We start from the raw sequence: 13,301 nt of genomic DNA on the forward strand, positions 1-13,301 counted from the left end.
TTTGCGAAGGGGCGGCACTATAACAGCAATTTTTCTGCTGTAAACCACTGATTTAATTTTTTATTTGTCGAATCAGTCCCTCTTGGCAGGTAGATGCTACCAACGTTCCGTCGCGGGTGAAAATCTGGCCGCGGGTAAAGCCTCTGGCACCGGTTGCCGAAGGGCTATCCGTTACATAGAGAAGCCATTGATCCAGGCGGAAATCGCGGTGGAACCACATCGCGTGGTCAACGCTCGCGGGCATCAATTGGGGGTCGAACAAGGATATGTCGTGCGGCTGTAGGGAGGTACCCAGGAGTCCCATATCGGATGCATAACAAAGTGCTGCTCGGTGCTCCATCGGGTCGTCCGACATCTCGCCCTCTGCCCGCAGCCAGAACATGCATTTGGCTTCGCGAGTTTCAGCGCCAAAGTAGCTTTGCGGGTCTACCGGACGAAAATCGATCATATAGCGCCGCTGATCGTACTGCGGGCTAACCAATCCAGCTTCCAGGGCCAGCTCCTGGGTGTTTTTCAGGCTCTCAGGAGAGGGAATTTCGACACAAGGCAGGTCGGCCTGGTGGTCAAATCCGGGTTCCCGAATTTGGAAGGAGGCGGACATATTGAAGATCGCGCGCCCGCGCTGCTTGGCGACTACGCGACGAGTGGTAAAGCTACCGCCATCGCGGATTGGGTCTACTTCGTAGATCACCGGCAGCTCGCTAGAGCCAGGGCGGAGGAAGTAGGCGTGCAGTGAGTGGGGTAGGCGATGCTCAACGGTACGAGTTGCTGCCATCAGTGCCTGGCCCAGAACTTGCCCGCCAAAAAGCACTTTACGATAATTTTCAACGTGATGACGACTGCGGAAGAGATTTCGATCCAGCTCTTCAACATCCAATAACTTACCTAATTTTTCCAACATAAGGGATTTTGCCCGTTACCTATTCCACTTAACAGAGTTTGCAGATGGGGAGCTTTGCGCTCTTAATCAAAAGGATAATAACAGCAAATCCCTTTAACCCCATTCATATTTTGAACGTTAGGCCCATTTTGGTCACAGGTGCTCCTCCTCTTTTGTCATCTGTCTACTTACAGTACGCAAATGCCGGTTTTCTCAGCCAACTTGATATTCTGTGCTATTGACTATTTCAACATGTCGATTTCTTGCTTATTTTCGTGATATAAAGCGCCAATAGTTGTTGGGGGTAGTCAAACTAAATTGTTTGCAGCTATCTCACAAAAATTGAATAAGAGAAGTAGGAGATACCTTAGGTGCCACACGGAAATATTGATATTCGTCCACCGCTTAAATTTGGCAAGGTTGTCAGCAGGCACCGTACTGCAAAGGCTGTGGTTGGGGGCGTTGGCTCCGCTGCGTATTACGGGGTATGGGGTGCGCAAACTGCCACAGGAGCTACTTTGACTGGGTTGGCTACCGGTGCGGCGGCAGCAACTTCAGCGACAGGAATTGGCTTGGTTGTCGCGGGGACTGCATTGTCTATTGGTTACGCTGGTCTAGCGGCCCGATCTGCTTACAAAACCAATAACCATCTGAATGCGTTGAAGAAAATATTTGCGAACAGAAAGTCTTACAACTGCCCCTGTAAAGGTGCTGTTACTCACGACTACGTTTCAGGGCAGGTGCTTCCGTACATAATTAATCAAAAAAGCAAGAAACTGCATCGCAAGATGGTTGAGGCTACCCCGGGTGTCGCCACGATTGAGTACACGCGGAAGGCCGTTAAAAATTTGTATAAGCGCTCACAGGGTACTCTCGGCAAGGAGCGTAGTTTTGCTGCTGAGTGGTTGGCGCAGCACTTGATCTCCCATGATTGTGAATTGGCAAACGCGATTGTTGCTGAACTCTATTCTGAGGAGGAGATGCTTTGGATTCGTACGCAAGATAGTGATGTAGTGGCACCTTTATTAGAGCTGAAGTTGAAATCTGTTTAATAGGTGTTCGCTTTTCTCTGCGGTGTTTGCTGCTGTAGTTCAAAAGCAACTCGGGGTGATGGACTACCCCGATGTCTCTCGGCACCCAGCCCTAAGGCACTATCCCTACGGTATTGGCTTGACAGGTGTCACAATGTGCTAAAATTAAAAGTTACGCAACGCCTAAATCAGGCTCATTTTGATTGAAAAGTAAGCAAAACAGACTAAAAATTTCAATATTAGGCAGTCTAATTCCCCGATTCACTTTTCCAACCGACTTGAATTGCCTATTATTCATGAATGAATAGTCAATTTCAGTCCCCATTTTTAAGGGCAAAGAAGGTCGGAAGTATGGATAAGGCAAAAGAGAAGGTTCAGCGGTTCCGCGCGCGGGAGCAGCGTATCCTGGATGCGGCTCTGGAGCTTCTGTTGGAGCACGGTGAAGAGAAGGTCACGGTCGAACAGATTGCCGAGCGCGTGGATATTGGTAAGGGCACAATTTACAAGCACTTTATTTCCAAGACAGAAATCTACATGCGCTTGCTGATGGATTATGAGAAATCCCTAGCCGAACGCCTTAAAACCGCCGTAGCTTTAGCTGAGCAAGGTGATATCACCGCGCCAGCCCGCGCCTATTTTGAATCTCGTATGGCCGATCCTGGCAAAGATAGACTCTTCCAGCGCCTGGAGGAGAAGATTATCGCGTTGAACCTGGCTCCAGAAATGATTGCGGAGCTCCACAACATCCGTAATTCCAATGCCACTTCTCTCAATCGGGTCTTTGAGCGCCGTATGGAGCAGGGCATGCTGAAGAACGTTCCTGCATACTTCTATTACTCAACATACTGGGCGCTTGTGCAAGGGGCGGTAGAGCTTTATCACTCCAAGTCTTTTGCCAATGTAATAGAGGACAGGGAAGGTTTGATGGAGTTTATTATGGATGTGGGTGTGCATATCGGTGATATGTCCTCTCGCAAAACGCCAGAGGGAAGCCAAACAAGCCATCACAGCGATTCTGCGGGGTCCGCCCTTGGCTGAGCCCCTGTTCCAGCAGCTGCAAAAATTACAGGCTGAATTTCATGGGCATCCACCTGTAGAAAGGTGGAACCCAGAGCTTTGTGGGGACATGGATATGGTCATCAAATCTGATGGCCGTTGGATCCACGAGGGAACAGAGATTCGTCGTCACCCTCTTGTGAAACTGTTTGCCAGCATTTTGAAGCGTGAGGGGGATGAATACTTCCTTGTCACCCCTGTCGAAAAGCTGCGAATCACAGTGGAGGATGTTCCATTTGTGATCACTCAGGTGGCCCGCAACCCCGGGAGTACTCATCAACAACTACTTTTCACCACAAATGTGGGCGACGTTGTTGAGCTGTCGGAAGAGGGGCAGTGGCAACTGAGAGACTTTGGTGCCCCGCCGCAGCCAATCCCCTACCTGGAGATTCGAGGGGGTTACAGGCTCGCGCTTCCCGGGATGTTTTTTACCAGTTGGTAGACTGGGCGCTTGAAGGGGATCGCGATTCCGATAAGCTTTTTGTGCAAAGTGACGGAAAAGATTTCCTGCTGGGTTCTTGCAATTAGATAGCTTCAGGTTCCTGCTGGCGGATTCCTCGCGCCTCAGCGCTGATTTGTAGCTGGGGCTTTAATTCATAGCCTTGCTCCACACTGTTCAAGTTTAGAAAGTACTTGCTTGACCCTATAGCTCCTAACTTTACTCTCTCGACGAACTTTCCTTATTTATATCTTTGGTATCAAACTGTTTAGTGGATGCCACTATCGCTTCTTTATTTTGATTAGCACTATGGGATTTATACTTGATTGCGCCGGTGCTTGCTTGAGTCCGGAAAATAGCCCGGGAATATACATGTCCGTACTATTTGTTTGTGGTGTTGCTGTATTTCATTTCTATTAAAAAAATAGTGTTTGAAATCTTATGGAAATATAAGTGTATTTGTTCTGAAAGGAATAGAATATTAATTCGATAATTTACGGAAATATCTAAATAAGTAACAAATCCGCAACAGTGCATTTCTAAACTTTCCTCCGTCTAAATCGCTACGGCGAAACAAAAAAATATAGTTTTTATTTGCTTGGTAGCTTCCATTTATATTTTTAAAAATGGCGGAGTTGAAGCAATTAAAGTTTTGGATTGAAATTCCTATAGGGGGAAATATGAAGCGGGTACAGAATAAGCTATTAATGGCAGCTGCGATTACTGCGCTATTAGCGGGTTGTGACGGTGGCGGTGTGAGTATCGAGCCGGAAACAGTAGATAACTCGGTGGACAATTCTATCACCAATCCAGGTGGTGATTCTTCGGATGAGAATCCATGTGCAACTATAGAAAGTTCTAGTGTGCAAGGTGAATATAGCGATAGTAACTGCTATTACACTGCTGACTTTGTTTCTGCAGCAAACCCCTTGACTGAAGATTTGTATTTGGCTGCGCTGGATAACTATGGGGCTCATATCTTTAGTGGCAGTCTGTTTGTTGGTGAAAGTTATTCCAGCGACTCTGACCTGACTGCAGCAGGGATTTCTGAGGGCGGTGATGGCGTTAAGCTGGAAATTCAAGCGGGCGCCACTATCGCTTTTAAAGATAATTCAGCATTTATGGTTGTAAACCGTGGATCACAAGTATTTGCTCGCGGTACTGAAACTTCACCAATCACCTTCACCTCAGAGACTGATGTCCTCGGCACTGTAGGTCCCGAAGACGTTTCACAGTGGGGGGATGGTTATAAATGGCTTTGGTGTAACCAATAAGTGCCAGTACACAGGCTCTATTGATGGCGGCAATCTAGCCCTTGCTGGTGAGTGTCACGTAGCTGCTGAAGGTTCCACCGATGACAACACCTCCTATTACGGTGGAGACAATAATGCCGACAGCTCTGGCGAGCTTTCTTATGTTGTTGTAAAGCACACGGGTGCTGAAGTTGCCAGTGGTGATGAGTTGAACGGAATTGCATTTGACGCCGTGGGTAATGGAACAACCATTCGCAACCTTCAAACTTACTCCACTTATGATGACGGTATCGAATTCTTTGGCGGTGCCGTAGACGTAGAAAACTATGTTGCGCTATATGTTCGTGATGACTCCATTGATATCGATGAAGGTTATCGTGGAAGTATTACCAATGCGTTGGTGATTCAAAGTGAGACCGACGGCAATCACTGTATTGAGGCCGATGGAATTGGATCCTACAGCGATGCTACTGACTATTCCTCGTTGATTGGCCAGGGGTTAAATAGTCGACCGGTAATTGATGGCCTGACCTGCATTATTTCTGCTCAAGAAGAGGGTACCCATGATCCGGGCGCTGGTTGGCGTCTGCGTGAGGGAATTTATCCGATGATCACCAACTCCATAATTGTTGCTTCCTTCTTCGCTGATGAGACCGGAGTAGCTGGGGATAACTACTGCCTACGTGTTGAGAGCTCTCAGACTCGGGATGAAGCGTCTGCAGGCACCGAGGTGGCCCTGACTTCTAATATTTTTGCTTGTGAAGATCGAGCTAAAACTGATGAAGATAGTTTTGATGTGGAGACTTGGGCTGTAGATAGCGGCAATCAATTTGCCACCATCTCCGGTGAAGTTAACCCAACCTCTGACGCCGATACAGACTTTGTTTTGCTCGGCGGCTCCCCTGCGATGTTTACCGTTGACGAATCGGCTCAAATGATCGATGGCATTGCACCGACAGTTTCTGCCGAGTTGGGTCGCGCCTATTTGGGAGCGCTTGAGCAGGATGGTACCGACTGGACTAAAGGTTGGACCTATGGCCTGCATCAAGGTGACCGCGCTCAACCTCTGTGGTTTGAGTAATAGCTTGAGGTAGCGGTTGGGGAAACAGCTCCCGATTATTTAAGGCGCCGCCTTCGCTGATGGAGTCGGCGCCTTCTTTGATTTCAGACCGCGATTCTTTAGAACGAAAAGAGGCCGGTTCGATGGCTAAGTACGAAAAATTTCAAAGGGCGCCGCTTGTTTTAGCGATAGCTGCGGGCTCGACATTTGCTTCCGTTGCGTCTGCACAAGATGCAGAGCTAGTTGAAAACTCTACACCCGAAGTTGAAGAGGTTATTGTCCAGGGGCGCCTTAGAGACTCAGCTGAAGTCCTAATTAGCGAGCGCCTGGAGGAGGAGGTAGTTACAGATATCCTCGGGGCTGAGATGATCAGCAGGGTGGGGGACTCTACCGTAGCCGCAGCGCTGCGACGAGTATCCGGATTATCCCTGGTAAGTGACAAGTTCGTTTACGTAAGGGGTTTGGGTGAGCGGTATTCAAGTACAACTCTCAATGGTTCGACGGTGCCATCCCCGGATCTGACCAGAAATGTTATCCCACTAGATCTATTCCCAACCTCTATCGTGGAATCGCTGGCGGTACAGAAGAGCTACTCGGTAGATAAGTCTGCCTCGTTTGGTGGTGGCAATGTTGACATCCGGACTAAGGGAATACCTGATGATCTGACTTACTCGGTCGAAATTGGTACAGGTACCAACAGTGAAGTCAGTGGGGATGCGCTCAGCTATAGCGGTGGAGATGATGATATTTGGGGCACCGATGATGGAACCCGGGCTATGTCTGGGGAAATTTCTGCAGCCCTGCAACGCTTTAAAGGAGATCTGACGGTTGCAGGTATTCGTGACACCCTGATTGCTGAAGGCAATGAGTATTCCAGCAATCAAGAGGCATATGAAGCAGCGCAAGCAATAAACAGGGAGTTGGCCCTGGGCTTGAACCGTGATATTTCGATCACAGATGCGTCTACTGATCCCGATCAAGATTATAAGGCTAGCGTGGGGAACCGCTTCTACTTTGGGGATGATTGGGAGCTTGGCTTTCTGGCTGGAGGCTCTTACAAGAGTAAGTGGAGGGAGAGTGAGCGAGTTATTCGTGATTACGGCAATCCGCAAGAGCAGAGTGATCATCGAGATGAGTCTACTTATTCCGTGGATATCAGTGGAAACTTAAACCTGGGCTTGCGTTTTTCGGATGAACATGCAGTTGAAAGTACCAGCTTGTTCTTAAGGAATACGGATGATGAAACCTCTATCCGCGACTATTTTAATTCAAACCGCTTGTTATCTGACGGCACTGGATTTAGAAACTACGAACTGAAATATGAAGAGCGGGAGTTGGAGCTTCACCAGCTAAAAGGGAGCCATTCCCTTGGCCCGGAAACTAAGGGGCTGCTGCCTATTGGTTTGTTAAGTTGGATTCCTGAGGAATTGGTGGTTGATTGGTTTTATTCCGATGCGACAGCGATAACTGACATTCCCAATCAGGTTGAGGTTATTGCGAGTACCGAAACCGATCCGGAAACAGGTGAAGTTCTCAGTTCAACTGTGGATATTGCTTCGCGGAGCGCTAGCTTCCGATTTACTGAGCTGGAGGATGAAGTTCGAAACTACGGTTGGTCAGCAACATTACCCATTGAGTTTTCCTCGTCCACGCTGGAGTTGAGTGGAGGATTTGCTCGGATTGAAAAAGGTCGCTCCTATAAGCAAACTGAGTTCGGATTGGATATCTTTAGTGTCGCTGATAGCGCAATTCTTGATGATCCTCTGGGTGATGTGTTCAGTGATACCAATATTACCGATGATGACAATAATTTTGTTTTTGCCAAGTCAGGTAGCAACAAGCAAAGTTATTTGGCCGCTACTTCGACAGATGCGATCTACGGTAAATTCGATTGGACCCTTGAGGAAACCTGGCGTATTTCAGCTGGGGCCCGATGGGAGGACTATAGTCAAGCTGCTTTAGAGTGGAACCCCTATAGTTTCTCGCAAAGTGAACCACAGATTACGAATGACCCAGAGGAGTTGGCTGAAGCGGTATATACGGATGATGATATTTATCCATCATTATCCTTGACCTATATGGGGTCATTTTGGGCGGAGACATTCCAGTTGAGGTTCGGTGCATCCAAGACCGCTGTTCGGCCCGACTTGCGTGAAATTACCGACGCTATTTATATAGATCCGCGCACTGATGATCAGATCAGGGGGAATTCGAGTGTTCGGCCGTCGGAGATCGACAACTACGATATTCGCGCAGAGTGGTTTTTTGATAGCGGCGATAGCCTGACTATTTCGGCTTTCTATAAGGATATTATTAATCCTATTGAGTTTTTTGAAGCTGCCTCAAGTGATGACAATGTTGCGCGAGAGATTATAAATGCTGAGTCTGGTGAGATTACCGGTATAGAAATAGAGGGTATGAAAAGCCTTGGCTTTATCTCTGACCCAATGGATAGCTTCTTCCTGCAGGGCAATATTACGCTTCAAGACTCGGAAATTGTTGCCGGTGATGAGGCTGATGCACCGACTAATGCAGTCCGCGAAATGACAGGGGCATCTGATTATGTGGTTAATATGCTGCTCGGCTTTGATAGCCCGGACGGGAACCATTCTGCCAGCTTGGTTTATAACGTATTTGGTGAGCGCCTTTACAAAGCGGGGCGAGATCCTCATCCCGATTCATTTGAGCAGCCATTCCACTCTCTGGATTTGACTTACTTCTGGTATCCAACTGATGAGGTGACGGTGAAGGCGAAAGTGCAGAACCTTTTGGGTGAAGCCATTGAAATTGAGAGGCAGGGGGGCGCCGTTTTTGAAGAGGAGATTGGGCAGACTTTCGCATTGAGCGCGCAGTACAAGTTCTAGGGAGGTTAGCTGGCTGTGCCTTAGATTAAGTGCACGAAAATATGCGTTCTCAAGCAATAAAAAATGGCGCCATCGGCGCCATTTTTATGTGTAGACCCAATTACATATTTGGATAATTGGGGCCGCCGGCACCTTCAGGGGTTACCCAAACAATATTTTGGGTTGGGTCCTTAATGTCACAGGTCTTACAGTGTACGCAGTTTTGAGCGTTGATCTGGAAGCGCTTACCGTTGGTGTCCTCAATAACCTCATAAACACCGGCAGGGCAGTAGCGCTGCGCGGGTTCATCGTAAATCGGCAGGTTGTGACTCAGCGGAACTTCTGGGTCCTTCAGGGTCAGGTGGCAAGGCTGGTCTTCTTCGTGGTTAGTATTGGAAATAAACACGGAAGATAGCTTGTCAAAACTGAGTACGCCGTCGGGCTTCGGATAGTCAATCTTTGCGCAGTCAGCAGCAGGTTTGAGCTGGGCGTGGTCAGCCTTGGTGTCGCGCAGGGTCCAGGGAAGCTTGCCTTTAAAGATATTGATATCCACAAATGCATAGGCAGATCCCAGAATGTTGCCCCATTTGTGCTGGGCAGGGCCGAAGTTGCGCTGCATGTGCAGCTCTTTCCAGGCCCAGCTATCGCGATACTTGGTGGTGTAGTCGGTCAGCTCTTCGCTGTTGCGCTCAGCGGCGAGGGCTTCAACTACAGACTCAGCCGCGATCATGCCGGATTTCATCGCGGTGTGATTGCCCTTGATCTTGGCAAAGTTCAGGGTGCCGGCGTTATCACCGATCAACAGGCCGCCAGGGAAGGTCATTTTCGGTTGGGATTGAAGGCCACCTTTTACTATGGCGCGGGCACCGTAGGCGACGCGCTCGCCACCTTCCAGGTACTGCTTGATTACCGGATGGTGTTTATAGCGCTGGAACTCGTCAAATGGACTCACATGGGGGTTGCTGTAGGCGAGGTCAGTAATCAAGCCGACAACAACCTGGTTGTCTTCGAGGTGGTAAAGGAAGCCGCCACCGTGGGTGGAGCTTTGTTCCAGCGGCCAGCCAGCGGTGTGAACAACCAGGCCTTGCTGGTATTTGTCCGCAGGGACTTTCCAAATCTCTTTAATACCGATGCCGTAGTGTTGTGGGTCGGCATCTTCGTCTAGCTTAAAGCGTTCGATCAGCTGCTTGCCCAGGTGACCGCGACAACCTTCAGCGAAGAGAGTGTATTTGGCATGCAGCTCCATGCCCGGCATGTAAGAGTCTTTCTGCTCTCCGTTCATGCCGATGCCCATATCGCCAGTAGCGATACCTTTTACAGAGCCATCTTCGTTGTACAGAACTTCAGCAGCAGCGAAGCCAGGGAAGATTTCCACTCCCAGGCTTTCGGCTTGTTCTGCCAGCCAACGGCACAGGTTGCCGAGACTGATAATGTAGTTGCCCTCGTTGTGCATGGTGCTGGGCACAAACATGTTGGGGACTTTTATAGAGTTCTCTTCGCTGCGCAGGACGTAGATGTCGTCGCCTTTTACCTCAGTATTGAGGGGGGCTCCACGTTCTTTCCAGTCGGGGAAGAGTTCATTAAGGGCGGTGGGCTCAAATACAGCACCGGATAGGATGTGAGCTCCTACTTCTGAGCCTTTCTCCACGACACATACAGAGACGTCTTCATTGAGCTGACGAATACGACAGGCCGCGGCCAATCCAGCGGGGCCGGCACCCACGATCACTACATCGTATTCCATTGATTCGCGTTCCACGGCACTCTCCTCAGCAGTTGTATTCAACTTTTTTGCGGCCAATCCGGCCTTATCATTTATATTGCTGGCGGATTATATAGGCGTTTAATCAACCCTACCAATTGCATGACTATTCATTTGCTATGGCAAATGCGCTGTATTTCAACGGCTTACTGGGGGTGGATAGGTGGTTCTTATTCCCGGAAATAGATTTTGTGAATGGCAGGAGGGACTTCCATTTGACTATTGATTTTGCGTTATAGAACCGCCACCATACACGCCGTTCAAACACTTGTTTGACCAGAACACCGTATCCGTTCGCGACGTGAATTATCAGTCGCGGCTGTTAAAAAGCATATTTGAGACGGGATTTCCATGAAAGTTCTTGTAGCTGTGAAACGCGTTGTTGACTACAACGTCAAGGTTCGCCCCAAGGCGGACGGCTCTGACGTTGATACAGCCAACGTCAAAATGTCTATCAACCCCTTCTGCGAAATCGCAGTAGAAGAGGCGGTGCGCTTGAAGGAAAAAGGCGTTGTCAGCGAGATAGTCGCCGTTTCCATGGGCTCCAAGCAATGCCAAGAGCAAATCCGCACTGCACTGGCCCTGGGTGCCGACCGCGGTATCCTGGTTGAGACCGATGCTGAGCTGCAGCCTTTGGCAGTAGCCAAATGCTTGAAAGCGATTGTTGAGAAAGAAGAGCCTCAAATGGTAATTCTGGGCAAGCAGTCCATCGATGGCGATAACAACCAGACCGGCCAGATGCTGGGCGCTTTGACTGGCATGGGGCAGGGTACCTTCGCCTCTGAAGTTGCCGTAGAAGGCGACGCTGTTAAGGTAACTCGTGAAATTGACGGCGGCCTGCAGACTGTTGAACTGAAACTGCCTGCCATTGTTACTACTGACCTGCGCCTGAATGAGCCGCGTTACGCCTCCCTGCCTAACATCATGAAGGCAAAGCGTAAGCCTCTCGATACCACGACCCCGGATGAGCTGGGCGTTGATATTACTCCCCGCACCAAAACCCTGAAAGTTGAGCCGCCGGCTGAGCGTCAAGCAGGCATTAAGGTTGCTGACGTTGCTGAACTGGTAGAGAAACTGAAAAACGAGGCGAAGGTAATCTGATGAGCATTCTGGTTATTGCTGAACACGACAACGCCGAGCTGAAGGGCGCTACGCTCAATACCATCGCTGCTGCCAAGGCTATTGGCGGTGATGTTGCTGTATTGGTTGCTGGATCTGGCTGCGGCCCTGTCGCGGAAGCTGCTGCTAAAGCTGAAGGCGTTTCCAAAGTACTGCTGGCAGATAATGCTGCTTACGAGCATCAGTTGGCTGAGAACGTTGCCAAGCTGGTAGCGGACTTGGGCAAAGACTACGGCCACATCCTGGCTCCAGCCACTACTACCGGCAAGAACATGCTGCCACGCGCTGCTGCGCTGCTGGATGTACAGCCGATTTCCGACATCGTTGCTGTTGAAAGTGCAGATACTTTCAAGCGCCCGATTTATGCCGGTAACGTCATTGCCACTGTACAGAGCTCCGATGCCATTAAGGTGATCTCTGTGCGTACTACTGCCTTCGACGCAGTGTCCGCTGAAGGTGGAAGTGCCGCAGTTGAGTCTGTAGATATCGCAGATGACGCTGGTGCTTCCTCTTTTGTTGGTGAAGAGCTGGCTGTATCCGATCGCCCTGAATTGACCGCTGCGAGCGTAGTCATTTCTGGTGGCCGCGGCATGCAGAATGGCGAAAACTTCGAAATGCTGTATAAACTGGCCGACAAGCTGGGTGCTGCAGTTGGCGCCTCCCGTGCTGCTGTGGATGCAGGTTTCGTACCTAACGATATGCAGGTTGGCCAAACCGGTAAGATCGTTGCTCCTGATCTGTATATTGCCGTTGGCATCTCCGGCGCAATCCAGCACTTGGCAGGCATGAAAGACTCCAAGGTTATCGTAGCCATTAACAAGGATGAAGAAGCACCGATCTTCTCCGTTGCTGACTATGGCCTGGTAGCTGATCTGTTTGAAGCTGTACCAGAGCTTGAGACAAAGCTGTAATGCCCGATTGCTATACTAGCTAGCATTGAAAAAGGCGGCGTCATGCCGCCTTTTTTCGTTTTTTGGTGACAAACTGCGGAACTAGTGTGCAATTTAAGGGACGAAATGAGGGTTTGCAGCGTTTAACTTGAAAGAGCGTTGCCTTTCCCGGGCTGAGGCAAGAAAATAGGCGTCAAAAACCAATAACCTCAGAAAGTTGAACTTGTATGTGGGTATGTTCATGTCCCCTCTAGCACGAGCCGTAGGCTCAATTGGCAATAAGTTTGCCCAGGGTGAGCCGAGCAAAGGTCTTTCCCGTGGCACCATGGCGGCGTCAGCTATTGGCCTGTTGTGGTTGTCCGGCAACTTATTTGCTTATGGCTCCCTACTGGTACCAAGCGATCCGCAGGAGTCTCTGCTGGTAGAGCGCAAAAGCCCGAGAGGGGCTCTCCCCCCAGCGCTGCCAGTCTCCCCAGCACTCCGTTCTTTGGTCGTGCTGAACCTAAAAAAGCTACGGAAGTCCCTGAAGTCGATCTCGATAATATTCCTTTGACTCAGTTGAATATCGTTTTATCCGGTGTTTTTGATAGTTCCAATAAAACCAAAGCCAGTGCTCTGGTGTCGGAGAAAGGTAAACCCTCCAAGCGTTTGTATGTTGGTGATCGGCTTCCAGGTGGCGCCGAACTATATTCTGTTGAGGTTGACCACGTGGTTCTTCGTCGTAATGGCAGGATGGAAAAACTGACATACCCAGAAGTGGATGGAAGACCAAACGTACCTTTGAAAGGCGTCAGTAGTTCCAGGCAGAGAACGGCGAGTTCCAGCTCCTCCAGAAGAAGCACTGCGCAACGGGGTGAGAACCAGCAGAACATTCGGGAGAGAATGGAGCAACTGCGTGAATTGGCCCGCGAGCGACGTGCTCAGCGTGAGCCTAAATAAAAACTATCTACCTAGATTGTTTTGATTTT

The 13,301-nt window shown here is 49.5% G+C and carries 10 protein-coding genes and 1 pseudogene; 9 read left to right on the top strand and 2 right to left on the bottom strand.

Annotated features, from left to right (window positions below):
• Positions 1 to 52 precede the first annotated feature (52 nt).
• A complete protein-coding gene (locus P0078_RS01415) occupies positions 53 to 901 on the bottom strand; it encodes an acyl-CoA thioesterase (protein ID WP_282932695.1) in 849 nt (282 codons plus the stop codon).
• A gap of 350 nt (positions 902 to 1,251) precedes the next feature.
• Here P0078_RS01415 and P0078_RS01420 point away from each other — a divergent pair, with 350 nt between their 5' ends.
• From P0078_RS01420 to P0078_RS01445, 6 genes and pseudogenes are all read left to right on the top strand, one after another.
• Positions 1,252 to 1,932, top strand: a complete 681-nt coding sequence (locus P0078_RS01420) for a hypothetical protein (RefSeq protein WP_282932696.1) — start codon at positions 1,252 to 1,254, stop codon at positions 1,930 to 1,932.
• Between the two features lie 330 nt (positions 1,933 to 2,262).
• Positions 2,263 to 2,949: a TetR/AcrR family transcriptional regulator gene (locus P0078_RS01425; protein WP_282932697.1), complete on the top strand. Its 687-nt coding sequence runs from the start codon at positions 2,263 to 2,265 to the stop codon at positions 2,947 to 2,949.
• A 94-nt stretch (positions 2,950 to 3,043) separates the two neighbouring features.
• A pseudogene (locus tag P0078_RS01430) lies at positions 3,044 to 3,495 on the top strand (DUF1285 domain-containing protein).
• A gap of 591 nt (positions 3,496 to 4,086) precedes the next feature.
• A complete protein-coding gene (locus P0078_RS01435) occupies positions 4,087 to 4,680 on the top strand; it encodes a beta-helix domain-containing protein (protein WP_282932699.1) in 594 nt (197 codons plus the stop codon).
• Positions 4,649 to 5,740 (top strand): beta-helix domain-containing protein, encoded by a 1,092-nt coding sequence (locus P0078_RS01440; protein ID WP_282932700.1) that lies wholly within the window; start codon positions 4,649 to 4,651, stop codon positions 5,738 to 5,740. Before P0078_RS01435 ends, P0078_RS01440 begins: the two co-directional genes overlap by 32 nt.
• Before the next feature lie 122 nt (positions 5,741 to 5,862).
• A complete protein-coding gene (locus tag P0078_RS01445) occupies positions 5,863 to 8,583 on the top strand; it encodes a TonB-dependent receptor domain-containing protein (RefSeq protein WP_282932701.1) in 2,721 nt (906 codons plus the stop codon).
• A gap of 100 nt (positions 8,584 to 8,683) precedes the next feature.
• Here P0078_RS01445 and P0078_RS01450 read toward each other — a convergent pair whose 3' ends face one another.
• On the bottom strand, positions 8,684 to 10,321 hold the full coding sequence (locus tag P0078_RS01450; RefSeq protein ID WP_444893802.1) for an electron transfer flavoprotein-ubiquinone oxidoreductase: 1,638 nt from the start codon (positions 10,319 to 10,321) through the stop codon (positions 8,684 to 8,686).
• A gap of 354 nt (positions 10,322 to 10,675) precedes the next feature.
• Between P0078_RS01450 and P0078_RS01455 the strand changes: the two genes are divergently transcribed.
• The 3 genes from P0078_RS01455 (at position 10,676) to P0078_RS01465 (ending at position 13,272) form a co-directional block, all read left to right on the top strand.
• A complete protein-coding gene (locus P0078_RS01455) occupies positions 10,676 to 11,425 on the top strand; it encodes an electron transfer flavoprotein subunit beta/FixA family protein (protein ID WP_282932702.1) in 750 nt (249 codons plus the stop codon).
• Positions 11,425 to 12,354, top strand: a complete 930-nt coding sequence (locus P0078_RS01460; protein WP_282932703.1) for an electron transfer flavoprotein subunit alpha/FixB family protein — start codon at positions 11,425 to 11,427, stop codon at positions 12,352 to 12,354. The genes P0078_RS01455 and P0078_RS01460 overlap by 1 nt, the downstream gene beginning before the upstream one ends.
• A 330-nt stretch (positions 12,355 to 12,684) precedes the next feature.
• Positions 12,685 to 13,272, top strand: coding sequence for a type II secretion system protein N (locus tag P0078_RS01465; protein ID WP_282932704.1), 588 nt, complete (start codon positions 12,685 to 12,687; stop codon positions 13,270 to 13,272).
• Positions 13,273 to 13,301 lie beyond the last annotated feature (29 nt).

Origin of the sequence: Microbulbifer sp. VAAF005 (assembly GCF_030012985.1) — a bacterium.
Classification (GTDB): domain Bacteria; phylum Pseudomonadota; class Gammaproteobacteria; order Pseudomonadales; family Cellvibrionaceae; genus Microbulbifer.